Raw genomic sequence first — 16945 nt, forward strand, 5'->3', positions numbered from 1 at the left:
GGCCTGTCGCGCCGCGTCCGGTTTGCCGGTTAGCCTGCTCCGATGAGTGAGCAGCCTGGCCGCAGACGGGACGCGGCCGCGACGCGGCAGGCGTTGCTCGACGCCGGCGCGAAGCTGTTCGCCGAGCGCGGGTTCGACCGGACGACCGTGCGGGACATCGCCAAGCTGGCCGGAGCGAACCAGTCACTGCTGTTCCGCTACTTCGGCAGCAAGGAGGCCCTGTTCGAGGCGGTCATCGCCCGATCGGGGCGCGAGCAGCTCGCCGCCACCCCGCCCGAGCGGCTCTTCAGCACGTCGCTGCGCAGCATGCTGGACCCGGTCGGCCAGCCGAACCGGGCGCTGGAGACGTACCTGCGCTCCTCGGGCAGCGACGGCGTCGCGGCCGCGATCCGGCACGAGGTCGGCCGCGAGTACGCCGGGGTGCTCGCCACGCTGACCGACGCCCCGGACGCCGAACTGCGCGCCGACCTCGCGCTCGCCTGGCTCATGGGCATCGCACTGGTCCGCGAGATCTCCGGGCTGGAACCCCTGGCCGGCGCCGATCCCGACGACATCTGCCGGCTCGTCCTCGCCGCGACCAAGACGTTGCTGGAGCGCAGCGAATAGTCACGGGAGCGCGCGCCGCAGCAGTTCCGCCAGGTGCACCGGTGTCCGGCCCGATTCCTGGGCGATCTGCGTCCGGCAGCTGAAGCCGTCGGACACCACCACCGTCTCCGGGGAAGCCGCGCGGATCGCGGGCAGCATCCGGTCCTCCGCCACCGCCTTCGAGACGTCGTAGTGGCCGCGCTCGAAGCCGAAGTTGCCCGCCAGGCCACAACACCCCGAGTCCAGCGTGGTGTTCCGGACGCCCGCGGCCGCCAGCGCGGACTCGTCGGCGCCGAAGCCCAGCACCGCGTGCTGGTGGCAGTGCACCTGCGTGATCGCGTCGACGTCGAGGGCCGCGAACGGGATCGGCGCCCGCGCCAGCAGTTCGGCGAAGGTGAACGTCCGCGACGCCAAAAGCGAAGCACGTGCGTCGCCCGGCATCAGCGCGGGCAGGTCACCGCGGAACAGGGCCGTGCAGCTCGGTTCCAGGCCTGCGACCTCGTAGCCGTCCTCGAGGTAGGGCCGGAGCACGTCCAGGGTCCGGTCCAGGACGCGCCGCGCGACGCCGAGCTGGCCCGTCGACACCCACGTCAGTCCACAACAGACGCCGCGGTCCGGCAGCACGACGTCGTACCCGGCCGCGGTGAGCACCTCGTGGGCGGCGTCGAGCACCGAAGGCGTCAGGTAGTTGTTGAACGAGTCCGGCCACAGCACCACCCGCCGCTCCCCCGTCGCCCGGCGGCGCAGGTCGGCTCGCGAGCGGGTGAACGGCGCAGGCGCGAACGACGGCAACGAACGCTCCGGCGCGATCCCGCCGAGCCGTTTCACCAGGCCCGCCAGCCGAGACCGCCCGGCGGCGTTGGCCAGCCGCGGGACGCGTGCGCTGAGCCGCAGCCACAGCGGCAGCCAGCCCATCGAGTAGTGCGACGCCGGGCGCAGCCGCCGCCGGTAGTGCTGGTGCAGGAACTCGGCCTTGTACGTCGCCATGTCGACGTCGACCGGGCAGTCCGACAGGCATCCCTTGCAGGACAGGCACAGATCCAGGGCGTCCCGGACTTCGGCCGAACGCCAGCCGTCCTTGAGCACCTCGCCGTTGATCATCTCCGCGAGCAGGTGGGCGCGCCCGCGCGTCGAGTGCTGTTCCTCGCGGGTGGCCCGGTAGCTCGGGCACATCACGCCGCCGCCGCTGGTGTTGCGGCACTTCCCCACCCCGACGCAGCGCCGCATCGCCTGGCCGAAATTGCCCCGGTCCTCCGGATAGCCCAGGAAGACCGTGTCCTCGAGGGACGGTGCCGTCGACCGCACCCGCAGATCGGCGTCGACTGGCCGCGGCGCCACCAGGATGCCGGGGTTCATCCGCCCGGCCGGGTCGAAGATCGCCTTGAACCGGGCGAAGACGGCCATCATCTCCGAGCTGTACATGCGGGACAGCAGCTCGGAGCGAGCCTGGCCGTCGCCGTGCTCGCCGGACAGCGACCCACCGTGCGCCGCGACGAGGTCCGCGGCTTCTTCCAGGAACCGCCGGAAGTCCGCCACACCGGACGCCGACAGCAGGTCGAAGTCCAGCCGCAGGTGCAGGCAGCCCTCGCCGTAGTGGCCGTAGACGACGCTGCGGCGGCCGTGCGCCCGCATGAGCTCCTTGAACTCGCGCAGGTACGCGCCGAGCCGCTCGGGCGGGACGGCGGCGTCCTCCCAGCCGGGCCAGGCTTCCGAGCCGTCCGCGAGCCGGGTCGCGAGCCCGGCGCCTTCCTCGCGGATGCGCCACAGTCCGCGTTGCGCGGCCGGGTCGTCGACGATCGCGAAGCCGGTGAGGTCGAGGGAGGCGGCCAGTGCCCGGGCCCGCGAAGCCGGGTCGTCGCCGGCCAGCTCGACGAACAGCCACGCCCCGCCCGGCGGCAGGTCGCCGGCCCGGCCGGGGAGCATCGCGACGAGCTCGGCGTCCACGCCTTCGACGGTCAGCGGCGACCACGGCAGGATCGAGGGCACCGCGTCGGCCGCCGCGATGTCGGACGGGAAGCCCAGCACCGCGAGCACCTTGTGGTCCGGGAGCCGGGCGAGCGAAACGGTCGCCTCCAGGATCGTCACGCACGTGCCCTCGCTGCCGACGAGCGCCTTGGCGACGTCGAAACCGTTCTCCGGCAGCAGGTGTTCGAGCCCGTAGCCCGACACCCGACGCGGCCACGTCGAGAGTTCCCGGCGCAGCAACGCCAGGTTGTCGCGCACCAGCGCGCGCAGCTCGTCGAAGATCCGGCCCTCGGCAGGCTCGTCCGCGCCCACCCGCAGCCGCGTGCCGTCGTAGAGCAGGACCTCCAGCGAGCGGACGACGTCGACCGTGCGCCCCCACGCCACCGAGTGCGAGCCGCAGGCGTTGTTGCCGATCATCCCGCCGAGCGTGCAGCGGCTGTGCGTCGACGGGTCCGGGCCGAACCGCAGCCCGTGCGGGGCCGCGACCGCCTGCAGGTCGTCCAGCACCGTGCCGGGCCGGACCCGCGCGAGCCGCGCGTCCGGGTCCAGGGACAGCACCCCGCCGAGGTGGCGCGAGGTGTCGATCACCAGGCCCGGCCCGCACGCGTTCCCGGCGACGCTCGTCCCGCCCCCGCGCGCGATCACCGGCAGGTCACGGGCGCGGGCTTCGGCGACGGCCGCGACCACGTCGTCGACGGTCCGCGGCAGCACCACGCCGCGGGGCACGTGGCGGTAGTTGGACGCGTCGGTCGTGTACAGGGCGAGCGTGGCGGCGTCGGTGAGGATCTCCACGCCCCCATTCAAGTCGACCGGGTACCTCCGCGCCGAACCCGTGCGACGATCCGCGGCATGACGATCGACCTCCACACGCACAGCACGGCTTCGGACGGGACGACGCCGCCCGCCGAACTCCCGCGGCTGGCCGCCGAGGCCGGGCTGACGGCGATCGCCCTCACCGACCACGACACGTTCGCGGGCCTGGCCGCGGCCACCGCCGCCGCCGCGGACGTCGAGGTGGTCCCCGGGGTCGAGATCTCGTGCCGGCTCGACGACGCCGAGGTGCACCTGCTCGGCCTCTTCACCGGCCCCGGGCACGAGCCCCTGGACGCCGAGCTGGAGCTGATCCGCACCGACCGGGACCGCCGCGGGGTGCGGATGGTCGAACGCTGTCGTGAGCTGGGCGCCCCGATCACCCGCGCGCAGGTGCGGGCGATCGCCGGGGGCGCCCCGCTCGGCCGTCCGCACATCGCCGCGGCGCTGGCCGCGGTGGGTGTCGCCGACGCCTTCACCCCGGACTGGATCGCCGACGGCGGCCGGGCCGACGTGCCGAAGCACGTGCTGTCCGCGGTGGACGCCGTCGCGCTGGTCCGCGCGGCCGGGGGCGTGGCGGTGCTGGCCCACCCGCGCTCGGTCAAGCGGCGCGCTTCGGTCTCCGACACGCAGCTGGCGGTCCTCGGCGAAGCCGGGCTCGCCGGGATCGAAGCGGACCACCCGGAACAGCCGCCGGAGGTCCGCGACCGGCTCCGGGAAGTGGCCGCGGACCTGGGGTTGCTGGTGACCGGCTCGAGCGACTTCCACGGCAGCCGCAAGCCGGTCCGGCTCGGCGATTCGGCCACCGCGCCCGAGGTGTTCGCGGCCCTCCGCTCCCTGCGGTCGTGAGTCACCCGAGCCGGCGCCCGGCCAGCGCGGCCGCCTCCCGCAGCGGGGTGGTCGCGTTGGCTTCGGCGGCTTCCAGGAGGCCCGCGACGGTCTGCTCGATCGTCTCGACGCGGGCGAGCGCCGCCTCGTGGCCGAGCCCTTCGGCTTCGCGCGAAAGGGTGTAGAGGATGCCGCCCGCGCTCGCCACGTAGTCCGGGATCCACCGCACGCCACGGGCCGCGAGGGCGTCGGCGACGGCGTCGTCGGTGAGCTGGTTGTTCGCCGGGCCGACGACGAGCGGCGTGTCGAGCCGGGCCACGGTCTCGGGGCCGAGCACCCCGCCGACCGCCGCCGGGATGACGACGTCGGCGGTGAGGGTGAGCGCCTTCTCCGGCTCGACCCAGGTCAGGCCCTGCTTTTCGGCACCGGCCCGCTTGCCGGGATCGATGTCGGAGACGACGACGTCGGCGCCGGCGGCCTGGAGGCTCGCCGCGAGGTGGGCGCCCACCGAGCCGTAGCCGCTGATCACCACCCGGCGTCCCGTCATGTCCGCCGAGCCCACCGCGGCGCGGAGCGCGGCGAGCACCCCGACGGCGGTCGGGCCGCTGGAGGACCCGGTTCCACCCGCGGACTCGGGCGTGCAGAACGCGTACGGCGAGGCTTCGCGGAGGACCAGCATGTCGGCCGGGCCGGTGCCCACGTCCGGGCCCGCCTGGTAGCGGCCGCCGAACTCGGCGATCAGGTCGGCGTGGTCGAGCAGGACGGCCCGGCGCTCCTCCGGCGAGAGCACGCGGCCCGGCTCGGGCGCGATGACGCTCTTGCCGCCGCCGAACGCCAGCCCGGCGACGGCGCACTTCGCCGTCATGGCGGCCGACAGGCGGAGGACGTCGCCGATGGCGTCTTCCAGGGTGGCGTAGGGCTTGAAGCGGCAGCCGCCGACGGCGGGGCCGAGCGCGGTCGAATGGATCGCGACCATGGTGGGGATGCCGGATCGACGGCCCCGGCGGACTACGAGCTGCTCATGTGCGGTCATGAGGGTCGAAGTTAGAGTTACCGTCGGCAGCCGAGCGTGGTTGCCGAACGAAATTCGGCATGGATGCGGAGGACCCGGTGCTGGACGAACTTGATTCGGCAATCGTGCGGCTGTTGCAGGAGGACGCGCGCCAGACCAACCGGGACATCGCCCGGAAGGTCGGCATCGCACCCTCGACGTGCCTCGAACGCATCCGGCTGCTGCGCGAACGCGGCGTCATCCGCGGTTACCACGCCGACGTCGACCTGGCGAGCCTCAACCGCGGCGTCCGGGCCCTCGTCACGGCGCAGGTGCGGCCGTTGAGCCGGGCGGTGATCGATTCGTTCCAGCGGTCGATCGCCGAACTCCCGGAAGTGCTCTCGGTGTACGTCACGGCGGGAAACGACGATTTCCTGATCGAAGTGACCACCCCGGACATCGACGCGTTGCACGCGTTCCTGACCGACCGGCTGGCCTTGCGCCGGGAGATCGTCGGGTTCCGCACGTCGATCGTTTTCCGGCACCTGCGGAAGACGACGCTTGAACCGCTTCCCTAGGGGTATCCGGGAGCTACCCCGGAGCGGCACGACACGCCACCCTTACGTGCACCCCCGAAATACCCGGGTTCGCACGCTGAAAGGCGGAAACTGTCGGTGGTGGGGCGTCTAATGAGCACGACGGGAAGGAGGCGCCGCCATGATCACCACATTGAACCATCGTGAGCGGGCCACGTTGAGAGCCGTGGCCGGGGGCCACGCCGAGATCAGCTGCAGCTGCGAGCCCGACCTCTTCATCGACGGCCTGAGCTGCTGCGACCAGTCCACCGTGCACCGGCTCGCGCGGCTCGGCCTGATCGCACCCGCACGCCCCGGCAAGTGCGGCGAGCGCGTGCCCGCGCTGCTCACCGAAGCCGGCTCGCGGGCACTGGGCGAGGTCTTCGCCGCCGCGGCGTAAACGCATTGCCACCGACTGGGGTCACTGACAGCATCACCTGATGCACGTTTTCCTCGAAACCGAGCGGCTGATCCTCCGCCGGTTCACCGAGAACGACGCCGATGCGCTCTTCGGGCTCTACGACGACCCGGCCGTGATGAAGTACCTCAATGGGGGACGGCCGGCGGACCGCACCGAGATCGTCACGCTGGATCTCCCCGCGTTCCTCGGTTACTACGAGCGTTTCCCCGGTTACGGGTTCTGGGCGGCGATCGAAAAGAGCACCGGCGACTTCCTGGGGTGGTTCCATTTCCGCCCGCGCCCGGACGACCGGCCGGACGAGCCCGAGCTCGGCTACCGGCTGCACCGGAAGGCGTGGGGCAAGGGCTACGGCACCGAAGGCTCGGCGGCCCTGCTCACCAAGGGCTTCACCGAGCTGGGGGTCCGGCGCGTGACCGCGTCGACCATGGCGGTGAACCAGCGCTCGTGGCGGGTGATGGAAAAGCTGGGGATGAAGCTCGTCCGGACCTGCTTCGAGGAGTTCCCGGAGCACGAACGCGCCCCGGGCAGCGAGCAAGGTGACGTGGAGTACGCGATCACCCGCGACGAGTGGCTCGCGAGCGCCGCGTCCGGCGCTCACGAGCCACCGGGTCAGCGGTAGACCTCGAACTCGTAGATCCTCGACGCACCGTTGCCGTCATTGGCCGGCGTGGTGACGTTCAGCTTCACGTAGCGGGCCGAGCGGGTCGTGATCGGGTGATACGTACGGCTGGCCCGGGACCCGGTCACGGTGGCGACCGTCGTCCACGTCGAGCCGTCGGCCGACGTCTGGATCGTGAACGCGCCGGTGTTCCAGCCCGTGGTCTCCCCGCCGAGGCCGGCGTGCTCGACCACGAACGCCGACACGTTCTGCGCCGACCCGAGGTCGACCTGGAGGTACTTCGTCGCGGCGGCGGTGCAGAACTTGCTGTTGTTCGCGAGGCTGCCGTCGACGGCCTTGTCCGCGGTCTCGGCCGAGTTGCACGCCGCCGAGCCCGAGGCCGCCTTGCCCAGCGCCAGGTTCGTCCCGAGCTCCGGCGCGGCGAGTGGCGGGGTGAACCCGTCGTTGTACGACGGCGGGACGTCCGAAACGTTCGTGCCCCAGCCGCTCGGCGACGAGCCCATCGTGTAACTCAGCGTGGACGCGCCCGCGATGTCGCCGTAGCGGATCCACGACTTCGTCGTCGAGACGCCGTTGACGCTCACGTTCTGCACGTACTGGGCGCCCTGGCCCGCCCCGGTGCCGGTGATCCGGATCGTCCCGCTCGGCCGGATGATCGAGGCCGACGGGAACAGCGGGCCGTGCAGGGCGAGGACGTCGGCGCCCGGTGTCGCCGGGTACATCCCCAGCGCGGCGAAGACGTACCACGCCGAGGTGGCGCCGAGGTCGTCGTTGCCGGGCAAGCCGCCCGCGCCGGTGGTGAACGACTCGTTCATCACGCGCCGCACCGCGGAGCTGGTGCCCTGCGGGTGGGCGGCGTAGTTGTACGCCCACGGCACGCCGTGCTCCGGCTCGTTGCCGATGTAGAAGTACGGCTGGGTCAGGCCGCCGTTGAGCTGGGTGAAGTGGTGGTCCAGCCGCTGCACGGCGGTCTGGCGGCCACCCATCAGGTTGATCACGCCCTGGTAGTTGTAGGGCACCATCCAGGTGTACTGCGATGGGTTGCCTTCGGTGTAGCCGCTGTTGCTCGACGGCACGACCGGCCACGCCCAGTTCCCGTCACTGCCGCGTGGCTGGATGTAGCCGGAGTCGGTGCCGAACACGTTCTGCCACCACTGGGCGCGCTGCATGTAGGTGGTGTACTTCGTGGTGTCACCCATCGCCTTCGCGAACTGCGCCACCGCGAAGTCGGACGCCGAGTACTCGAGCGAGTCGGACGGGTCCTCGTAGACGTAGTGCCGGCTGAGGTAGCCGCTTTCCCGGCCGCGGATCGCCTGTCCCTGCGTGGTGCCGCCGCTCGCGCTCTTGTCCATCAGCGTCAGCGCCGCGGCGGTGTCGAAGCCGCGGACCCCGAAGGCGTACATGCTGCCGACGATGATCGGCCCGGGGTCACCGGTCATCACGAAGTGCTCGTTGCTGTTGTGCGACCACTTGGGCAGCAACCCGCCCTGCTGGCCGTCCAGGACCATCGACTTCGCGATGTCGCTCGCCTCGTCGGGTGCGACGAGCCCGATCAGCGCGGCCCACGACCGGTAGATGTCCCAGCCGGAGTAGTTCTGGTAGACGGTGTGGGACGCGGTGTGCACCGCCTGGTCGAACCCGCGGTACTGGCCGTTCGTGTCGCTGGCGATGTTCGGGTTCTGGAAGACGTGGTACAGCGCCGTGTAGAACTTCTGCAGGTCCGCGGCGGCGCCACCGGTGACCTGGACGCGGTTGAGGACGGTGTTCCAGCTCGTGTCGGCCGCGGCCCGGATCCCGGCGAAGTCGAAGCCGGGGTTCTCGGCGGCGAGGTTCGCCTGCGCGTTGGCCAGGCTGACGAACGAAATGCCGACCTTCGCCTGCACCGTCGTGTTGCTCGAAGTGTCGAAGGTGACGTACCCGCCGGAGTTCGTGCCGCTGGTGCTCGCGGAACCGGCGTTCACGGTGCCGCCGAGCCAGGTGCCGAACCCGCTGGGCGCGCGGTCGAACTGGATGACGTAGAAGATCTGGTAGGTCTTGGACGAGCCGCAGAAGCCGCCGCCGGTGACCGAACCGGTGAGCTGGCTGCCGCTGATGCTGATCGACCCGCTGCGGCTGCCGGTGGCGCTGCGGCCGGTGTTCACGAGCAGCCGCGCGGACGTCGTGTTCGGGTAGGTCAGCTTCATGAAGCCGGAACGCCGGGTGGCGGACAGTTCGACGGTCGTGTTGTAGGTGTCGAGCTTGTTCTTGTAATAGCCGGGCGCGGCCGACTCGTTCGCCTTGGTGTAGTGGCCCGCGTACCCGGTCCAGCCGGTGCCCGGCGAGGTCCCGATCGCGCCGGTGATCGGCAGCAGGCCGAGGTCTTCGTTGTTGGCGCAGCCGGCGCCGTTGAAGTGGGTGAGGCTGAATTCCTCGATGCTGCTGTCGCTGTACCGGTACCCGGAGGGGGACGCGGTCGGGGTGTCCGGGCTGAACTGCACCATGCCGAACGGCACGACCGCGCCCGGGTACGTGCTGCCGCCGGCACCGCCGGGCACCGGGTTGGGCGAGTTGCTGTTGTCGGTGCCGATGAAGGGATTCACGTACTGCGTGAGGGCGAGCGCCGCGGCCCCGGCGGCCGGGGCGGCGAGCCCCGCTGTCGGCAGGACCGCCGCGAGCACTGCCGCGCACACCCGTCTGACCAGTGGTCTGGACATGACCCTTCCTCTCCTTGTCGCACGCTTCCGCCGGGCGACATCGTTGTCGGGCAAGCAGAACGAGTGGTGACAACGTTGTCAGCGTGGCTCGAGCCGCGTCGTCAACGTTCAGGGGATCGAAGTGGTACCGGAACTCGGTGGCAGGACATGGTGCCACGGAAGGGCCCGTCCGCGGAAGCGCCGAAAGTTCGTTGCGCGCCAACCGATTCCCGCGACCGGACCACACTGTGCTCGTGGACCTGTACCACTCAGCGCCGGTGGACCACCCAGTGGTCGCCGAGCGGGGTCGTGGTCGCTTCGCCGTTCGTCAGGTCCGCCAGCCAGCTCGCGAACGCCTCCCCTTCGCCCGGGGCGAGGCCGACCTCGAAGCGAGCCAGCTCGTCGAAGCGGGTCGCGTGGAGGAGGTGCGGTGACGCGCGCAGGTCGTTCTCCAGCCGGCCCGCCCGGTCGTAGCGCACCGACACCTCGACCAGGCCGAGTCGCCGGTGTTCTAGTACACCAACAACTTCCAGAGCGTCCGAAACGGACTGACCGTACGCGCGGATCAACCCACCCGCCCCCAGCAAGACTCCCCCGAAGTACCGCGTCACCACGGCGACCGTGTCGGTCAGCTCACGGCGGCGCAGCACTTCCAGCATCGGCGCGCCCGCGGTACCCGCCGGCTCACCGTCGTCACTGGACCGCCGGGTTCGCCCATCCGGGCCCAAAACGAAGGCGTGACAGTGGTGCCGCGCACCCGGATCCGCGCGGCGGCGGGCCGCGATGAACTCGCGCGCGGTCTCTTCCGACGTCACCGGAGCGAGCGCGCAGAGGAACCGGGAGCGCTTGATCTCGATCTCGTGGACGCCCATCCGAGCCACGGAGAGATAACGATCAGTCATCGGGCCAGTCCGCCATGCACCCAGCTTGCCACCCCTGACCAGGGGTGCACCGGCCGCCCCGGACCACTTCGGACGGACGTTTCCGCAGGTCAAGAGCACATTCGCTCGTTATGCGGGAGAGTCAGCCCGGCATATGGGACTACCCTGGGCGCCGTCAACGCAAGCGTGGCATTTCCCACCCGGGCGCAACGACGTATGTCGATAACAGCGAATTCACACTATCGTCATAAGACCCGGCGAACCCGGGAGTAACACCGCGCGCTCCGGACGGCCCCCACCACAGTGGCCGGCCTGTGCGCGCTCGCAGCACCCGACATGTTCGGCTGCCCAGTGTTGTGCGGCCTCCCAGATGACCGCTTTCCGGGCTCGCAGCCCGGCCGATCCTTCGCGGCATCTTGCACTGTGACCAACGCCGACAACAGCCACTGTTCTCGACTGACCATCGCGGTCCCGGACCACTTCGTTAACCGGTTCAGCTCGAACCACCCGATGGAGTGAGTACCGGTCGCGCCAACGCCTTGGGAGGCGGCCAGCCGTGACCCACCGTGCCAGTTCCCTGCCCCCGTCCCGGGAGCAGCTCAGCAACGCCGAGGCCGCGGGCCTCTACCGGAGCGACTACGAACACGACGCCTGCGGTGTCGCCTTCGTCGCCGACCTGACCGGGCGCCGAGATCATGCGATCGTCGCCAAGGCCCTGGTCGCGTTGCGCAACCTGGAACACCGCGGGGCTCGTGGCGCCGAACCGGACACCGGCGACGGCGCCGGCCTGCTGATCCAGATCCCGGACGAGTTCTACCGCGCGGTCGTGGACTTCGAGCTCCCCGAGCCGGGTACCTACGCCGTCGGCACGGCTTTCCTGCCGCAGGACGAAAAGCGCCGCGGCCGGGCCATGACGACCATCGAGCGCATCGCCGCCGAGGAGGACATGCGCGTCCTCGGCTGGCGCGAGCTGCCGGTGCACACCGAGCACTGCGGGCCGACCGCGGCCGAGACCATGCCGCACTTCACGCAGCTGTTCCTCGCCGCGCGCCGACCGAAGCCGGAGCATTCGGACCCGCTGCACATCGAGCGCAGCGCCTTCTGCGTCCGCAAGCGCGCGGAGCACGAGCTCGTCGAGGACGACGTCTACTTCCCGTCGCTGTCCTCGCGCACGATCGTCTACAAAGGAATGCTCACCGAGCCGCAGGTCGAGCGGTTCTTCGCCGACCTGACCGACGAGCGCGTCACCAGCGCCATCGGGCTGGTGCACTCCCGCTTCTCCACCAACACCTTCCCGTCCTGGCCGCTGGCCCACCCGTACCGGTACGTGGCGCACAACGGCGAGATCAACACCCTGCGCGGCAACCGCAACTGGATGGACGCCCGCGAGGCGCTGCTGGAGACCGACCTGATCCCGGGTGACCTCAAGCGCGTCTACCCGGTGATCACCCGCGGCGCCAGCGACTCGGCGAGCTTCGACGAGGTCCTGGAGCTGCTGCACCTGGGCGGCCGCTCGCTGCCGCACGCCGTCCTGATGATGATCCCGGAGGCCTGGGAGAACCACCAGGAGATGGACCCCGCGCGGCGCGCGTTCTACGAGTTCCACTCGACGCTGATGGAGCCGTGGGACGGGCCGGCGCTGGTCGCCTTCACCGACGGCTCGCAGATCGGGGCGGTCCTCGACCGCAACGGCCTGCGCCCCGGCCGGTACTGGGTGACCGACGACGGCCTCGTCGTGCTCGCTTCCGAGGTCGGCGTGCTCGACATCGACCCGGCGACGATCGTCCGGAAGGGCCGTCTCGAACCCGGCCGGATGTTCCTCGTGGACACCGTCGAAGGCCGGATCATCGAGGACGAAGAGGTCAAAACCGAACTGGCCACCGCCCACCCGTACGACGAGTGGGTCGAGGCCGGCCTCCTGCAGCTGGAAGACCTGCCCGAGCGCGACCGCGAGGTCCCGCTGCACGCCGCGCTAGTCCGCCGCCAGCAGGCGTTCGGCTATACCGAGGAAGAGCTCGAAGCCATCCTCGAGCCGATGGCCCGCACCGGCGCGGAGCCGATCGGCTCGATGGGCAACGACTCGCCGATCGCGACGCTCTCCAGCCGCCCGCGGCTGATCTTCGACTACTTCATCCAGCTGTTCGCCCAGGTGACGAACCCGCCGCTGGACGCCATCCGCGAGGAGCTCGTCACCGCCCTCGGCACGCAGATCGGCGCCGAGCCGAACCTCCTGGTCGGCGACGCCGCGAGCTGCCGCCGGATCGCGCTGCCGTTCCCGGTGCTCGACAACGACCAGCTCGCCAAGCTGGTGCACGTCAACGACGACGGCGACCTGCCGGAGTTCCAGGCGGTCACCGTGCTCGGCCGGTACAACGTGCACGGCGGCGGCGAGGCGCTGATCAAGCGGCTGGACGAGATCCGCGCCGAGGTTTCGGAGGCGATCGAGGACGGCGCCCGGCTGATCGTGCTGTCCGACCGCGGCGTCGACGAGAACCACGCGCCGATCCCCTCGCTGCTGCTGACCGGTGCGGTGCACCACCACCTCGTCCGCGAGAAGACGCGCACGCAGGTCGGTCTCATCGTCGAGGCCGGCGACGCGCGCGAGGTGCACCACATCGCGCTGCTGATCGGCTACGGCGTCGCCGCGGTGAACCCGTACCTGGCGATGGCGACCGTCGAGGAGATGGCCCACCAGGGCCTGATCCCGGGGGTGACGCCGAAGCAGGCGACGCAGAACCTGATCAAGGCGCTCGGCAAGGGCGTCCGCAAGACGATGTCCAAAATGGGCGTTTCAACCGTCGCGTCCTACACCGGCGCGCAGATCTTCGAAGCGATCGGGCTCGGCGAAGAGGTCATCGAAAACTGTTTCACCGGCACGACGTCCCGCCTCGGCGGGGTCGGCTTCGAGACGCTCGCCGACGAGGTCGCGAAGCGGCACGCGTACGCGTTCCCGGCCGACGGCGTCCGGCCCGCCCACCGCGAGCTGGAGACCGGCGCGGACTACCAGTGGCGCCGCGAAGGCGAGCCGCACCTGTTCAACCCGCAGACGGTGTTCAAGCTCCAGCACTCCACGCGGTCGGGCAAGTACGAGATCTTCAAGGAGTACACGAAGGCCGTCGACGACCAGGCCGAGAAGCTGCTGACGCTGCGCGGGCTGTTCGACTTCAAGTACGGCAAGCGGGCGCCGGTGCCGATCGAGGAGGTCGAACCGGTTTCGGAGATCGTCAAGCGGTTCGCCACCGGCGCGATCTCCTACGGCTCGATCTCCATGGAGATGCACCAGACCCTCGCCGTCGCGATGAACCGCCTCGGCGGGAAGTCCAACACCGGCGAAGGCGGCGAAGACGCGGAGCGGCTGTACGACCCGGAACGGCGTAGCGCCGTGAAGCAGGTCGCGTCCGGCCGGTTCGGCGTCACGAGCGAGTACCTCGTCAACGCCGACGACATCCAGATCAAGATGGCGCAGGGCGCGAAGCCCGGCGAGGGCGGGCAGCTGCCCGGCGCGAAGGTGTACCCGTGGATCGCGAAGACGCGGTTCTCGACGCCGGGCGTGGGGTTGATCTCCCCGCCGCCGCACCACGACATCTACTCGATCGAGGACCTGGCGCAGCTGATCCACGACCTCAAGAACGCCAACCCGAGCGCGCGCATCCACGTGAAGCTCGTGTCCGAGGTCGGCGTCGGCACGGTCGCGGCGGGTGTGTCCAAGGCGCACGCCGACGTCGTGCTCATCTCGGGCCACGACGGCGGAACGGGCGCGTCGCCGCTGTCGTCCATCAAGCACGCGGGCGGCCCGTGGGAGCTCGGCCTGGCCGAGACGCAGCAGACGCTGCTGGCCAACCGGCTGCGCGACCGGATCGTGGTGCAGACCGACGGCCAGCTCAAGACCGGCCGTGACGTCATCATCGCGGCGCTGCTCGGTGCCGAGGAGTTCGGCTTCGCGACCGCGCCGCTGGTGGTCTCGGGCTGCATCATGATGCGCGTCTGCCACCTCGACACCTGCCCGGTGGGTGTCGCGACGCAGAACCCGAAGCTGCGCGAGAAGTTCAGCGGCAAGGCCGAGTACGTCGTCAACTTCTTCGAGTTCATCGCCCAGGAGGTCCGGGAGTACCTGGCGGAGCTGGGTTTCCGGTCGATCGCCGAGGCGGTCGGGCACGCCGAGTTCCTCGACAAGCGGAAGGCCATCGACCACTGGAAGGCGGCCGGGCTGGACCTGTCGCCGATCTTCCACGTGCCCGAGATGGCCCCGGCCGGGCTGCGCCTGCAGCAGACGCTGCAGGACCACGGGCTGGAGAAGGCGCTCGACAACACGCTGATCCAGCTGGCCGAGGGTGCGTTGAACTCCGGCGACAAGGTGCGGCTGGAACTGCCCGTCCGCAACGTGAACCGGACCGTCGGCACCATGCTCGGGTCGGAGCTGACCAAGCGGTGGGGCGGCGAAGGGCTGCCGGACGACACCATCGACGTCACCTTCACCGGCACCGCGGGCCAGTCGTTCGGCGCGTTCGTGCCGAAGGGCATCACGCTGCGGCTGTACGGCGACGGCAACGACTACGTCGGCAAGGGCCTCTCCGGCGGCCGGCTGATCGTGCGGCCGCCGAAGGAGGCGCGGATCGCCGCCGAGGACCACATCATCGCCGGCAACGTGATCGCCTACGGCGCCACCAGCGGCGAGATCTTCATCCGCGGCAAGGTCGGCGAGCGGTTCTGCGTGCGCAACTCCGGCGCGCTGGCCGTCGTCGAAGGCGTCGGCGACCACGGCGGCGAGTACATGACCGGCGGCCGGATGGTCGTGCTCGGCCCGATCGGGCGCAACTTCGCGGCCGGCATGTCCGGCGGCATCGCGTACGTGCTGGACCTGCCCGCGCACCGCGTCAACCCGGAGATGGTCGACATCGACCCGCTCGACTCCGAGGACGCCGACTTCCTCCGGGAAACGCTGGAAAAGCACTACAACGAAACGGAATCCGCGGTCGCGCGGGAACTGCTGGCCGACTGGGACGCGGGCGTCGACCGCTTCGGGAAGGTCATGCCGAAGGACTACAAGCGCGTGCTCGCCGCCCAGGTGCAGGCCGAGCGCGACGGGCGCGACGTGAACGAGGCGATCATGGAGGCCGCACATGGCTGACCCCAAAGGCTTTCTGACCACCACCCGCGAAGAGCCGAAGCGGCGTCCGGTCGACCTCCGGCTGATGGACTGGCGCGAGGTCTACGAAGACTTCGCCACGACGAAGCTGCAGAAGCAGGCCGGCCGCTGCATGGACTGCGGCATCCCGTTCTGCCACCAGGGCTGCCCGCTCGGGAACCTCATCCCGGAGTGGAACACGCTGACCTGGCGCGAGGACTGGCAGCAGGCGATCGAGCGGCTGCACGCGACGAACAACTTCCCGGAATTCACCGGGACGTTGTGCCCCGCCCCGTGCGAAACCGCGTGCGTGCTCGGGATCAACGACGACCCGGTGACGATCAAGCGGGTCGAGATCTCCATCATCGACCGGGCCTTCGACGAGGGCTGGGTGACACCGCAGCCACCGACCACGAAGACCGGGAAAAAGGTCGCGGTCGTCGGCTCCGGCCCGTCGGGTCTTGCCGCGGCGCAGCAGCTGACGCGCGCGGGCCACAGCGTCGTGGTCCTCGAGCGGGCCGACAAGATCGGCGGGCTGCTGCGCTACGGCATCCCCGAGTTCAAGATGGAGAAGTCCCGCCTCGACCGGCGCCTGGCGCAGATGGAGGCCGAGGGCACGGAGTTCCGGACGTCGGTGAACGTCGGCGTCGACCTCACCGCCGCGGAGCTGACTGCTTCGTACGACGCCGTGGTGCTCGCCGGTGGCGCGACCGACTGGCGCGACCTGCCGATCCCCGGCCGGGAGCTGGCCGGCATCCACCAGGCCATGGAGTTCCTCCCGCCGGCCAACCGGGTTGCTTCGGGCGAGCTGGAAAAGTCGCCGTTCGACGCCGCGGGCCTGGACGTGGTCGTCATCGGTGGCGGCGACACGGGCGCGGACTGCGTCGGGACATCGCACCGCCAGGGCGCGCGTTCGGTGACGCAGCTGGAGATCATGCCCAAGCCGCCTGAGGCGCGTTCGGACGCTCACCCGTGGCCGACGTACCCGATGATCTACCGGGTGTCCTCGGCGCACGAAGAAGGCGGCGAGCGGCTCTACGCGGTGAACACGCAGGAGTTCGTGGGTGACTCCGACGGTCGCGTGCGGGCGCTGAAGCTGGTCGAGGTCCGCAACGAGGGCGGCAAGTTCGTCCCGGTGCCCGGCTCGGAACGCGAGCTGCCGGCGCAGCTGGTCCTGCTCGCCATGGGCTTCCTCGGACCGCAGAAGAAGGGCCTGCTCGAGGACCTCGGCGTCGAACTGGATGCGCGCGGCAACGTGGCGCGCGACAAGGCGTTCAAGACGAGCCTGGACAACGTGTTCGTGGCCGGCGACATGGGCCGCGGCCAGTCCCTGATCGTGTGGGCGATCGCAGAGGGCCGCAGCGCCGCGGCCGGCGTCGACGCGTACCTGACCGGCCGCGACGTCCTGCCCCGCCCGATCGCGCCGACGGACCGGCCGATCGCGTAGGACCCGGCGCCGGCGGAGGTGTCATC

At 70.7% G+C, this 16945-nt stretch carries 11 protein-coding genes; 7 read left to right on the top strand and 4 right to left on the bottom strand.

Annotated elements, in window-relative coordinates; genetic code table 11:
- Positions 1-42 precede the first annotated feature (42 nt).
- Positions 43-606 carry a TetR/AcrR family transcriptional regulator gene (locus QRY02_RS25930; protein WP_285985457.1) on the top strand — a complete coding sequence of 188 codons (564 nt, stop codon included), beginning with the start codon at positions 43-45 and terminating at the stop codon, positions 604-606.
- On the opposite strand, the gene QRY02_RS25935 is transcribed toward QRY02_RS25930, so the two are convergent.
- Positions 607-3342, bottom strand: coding sequence for an FAD-binding and (Fe-S)-binding domain-containing protein (locus QRY02_RS25935; protein ID WP_285985458.1), 2736 nt, complete (start codon positions 3340-3342; stop codon positions 607-609).
- Between the two features lie 57 nt (positions 3343-3399).
- On the opposite strand from QRY02_RS25935, the gene QRY02_RS25940 reads away from it, so the two are divergent.
- Positions 3400-4209: a PHP domain-containing protein gene (locus tag QRY02_RS25940; RefSeq protein WP_285985459.1), complete on the top strand. Its 810-nt coding sequence runs from the start codon at positions 3400-3402 to the stop codon at positions 4207-4209.
- Position 4210: 1 nt separating this feature from the next.
- On the opposite strand, the gene QRY02_RS25945 is transcribed toward QRY02_RS25940, so the two are convergent.
- Complete coding sequence (locus QRY02_RS25945; protein WP_285985460.1) at positions 4211-5221, bottom strand: Glu/Leu/Phe/Val dehydrogenase dimerization domain-containing protein; 1011 nt, start codon at positions 5219-5221, stop codon at positions 4211-4213.
- A gap of 80 nt (positions 5222-5301) precedes the next feature.
- On the opposite strand from QRY02_RS25945, the gene QRY02_RS25950 reads away from it, so the two are divergent.
- From QRY02_RS25950 to QRY02_RS25960, 3 genes are all read left to right on the top strand, one after another.
- Positions 5302-5757 (top strand): Lrp/AsnC family transcriptional regulator, encoded by a 456-nt coding sequence (locus tag QRY02_RS25950; protein ID WP_103337692.1) that lies wholly within the window; start codon positions 5302-5304, stop codon positions 5755-5757.
- Positions 5758-5896: 139 nt separating this feature from the next.
- Complete coding sequence (locus QRY02_RS25955; protein ID WP_285985461.1) at positions 5897-6154, top strand: hypothetical protein; 258 nt, start codon at positions 5897-5899, stop codon at positions 6152-6154.
- A 40-nt stretch (positions 6155-6194) separates the two neighbouring features.
- Positions 6195-6794 carry a GNAT family N-acetyltransferase gene (locus QRY02_RS25960; protein ID WP_285985462.1) on the top strand — a complete coding sequence of 200 codons (600 nt, stop codon included), beginning with the start codon at positions 6195-6197 and terminating at the stop codon, positions 6792-6794.
- On the opposite strand, the gene QRY02_RS25965 is transcribed toward QRY02_RS25960, so the two are convergent.
- Positions 6785-9487 carry a GH92 family glycosyl hydrolase gene (locus tag QRY02_RS25965; RefSeq protein ID WP_285985463.1) on the bottom strand — a complete coding sequence of 901 codons (2703 nt, stop codon included), beginning with the start codon at positions 9485-9487 and terminating at the stop codon, positions 6785-6787. The genes QRY02_RS25960 and QRY02_RS25965 overlap by 10 nt on opposite strands.
- A 248-nt stretch (positions 9488-9735) precedes the next feature.
- Positions 9736-10368: a YigZ family protein gene (locus QRY02_RS25970; protein ID WP_285985464.1), complete on the bottom strand. Its 633-nt coding sequence runs from the start codon at positions 10366-10368 to the stop codon at positions 9736-9738.
- Between the two features lie 535 nt (positions 10369-10903).
- Here QRY02_RS25970 and gltB point away from each other — a divergent pair.
- Positions 10904-15475 carry a glutamate synthase large subunit gene (gltB, locus tag QRY02_RS25975; RefSeq protein ID WP_502874131.1) on the top strand — a complete coding sequence of 1524 codons (4572 nt, stop codon included), beginning with the start codon at positions 10904-10906 and terminating at the stop codon, positions 15473-15475.
- Positions 15468-16919, top strand: coding sequence for a glutamate synthase subunit beta (locus QRY02_RS25980; RefSeq protein WP_285985465.1), 1452 nt, complete (start codon positions 15468-15470; stop codon positions 16917-16919). Before gltB ends, QRY02_RS25980 begins: the two co-directional genes overlap by 8 nt.
- Positions 16920-16945: the final 26 nt, after the last annotated feature.

This window comes from Amycolatopsis sp. DG1A-15b (assembly GCF_030285645.1).
In the GTDB taxonomy this organism is placed as follows: domain Bacteria; phylum Actinomycetota; class Actinomycetes; order Mycobacteriales; family Pseudonocardiaceae; genus Amycolatopsis.

Coding starts and splice junctions, on each gene's coding strand:
- QRY02_RS25930 (WP_285985457.1), top strand. CDS start 43: ATGAGTGAGCAGCCTGGCCGCAGACGGGACGCGGCCGCGACGCGGCAG.
- QRY02_RS25940 (WP_285985459.1), top strand. CDS start 3,400: ATGACGATCGACCTCCACACGCACAGCACGGCTTCGGACGGGACGACG.
- QRY02_RS25945 (WP_285985460.1), bottom strand. CDS start 5,221: ATGACCGCACATGAGCAGCTCGTAGTCCGCCGGGGCCGTCGATCCGGC.
- QRY02_RS25955 (WP_285985461.1), top strand. CDS start 5,897: ATGATCACCACATTGAACCATCGTGAGCGGGCCACGTTGAGAGCCGTG.
- QRY02_RS25960 (WP_285985462.1), top strand. CDS start 6,195: ATGCACGTTTTCCTCGAAACCGAGCGGCTGATCCTCCGCCGGTTCACC.
- QRY02_RS25965 (WP_285985463.1), bottom strand. CDS start 9,487: ATGTCCAGACCACTGGTCAGACGGGTGTGCGCGGCAGTGCTCGCGGCG.
- QRY02_RS25970 (WP_285985464.1), bottom strand. CDS start 10,368: ATGACTGATCGTTATCTCTCCGTGGCTCGGATGGGCGTCCACGAGATC.
- QRY02_RS25980 (WP_285985465.1), top strand. CDS start 15,468: ATGGCTGACCCCAAAGGCTTTCTGACCACCACCCGCGAAGAGCCGAAG.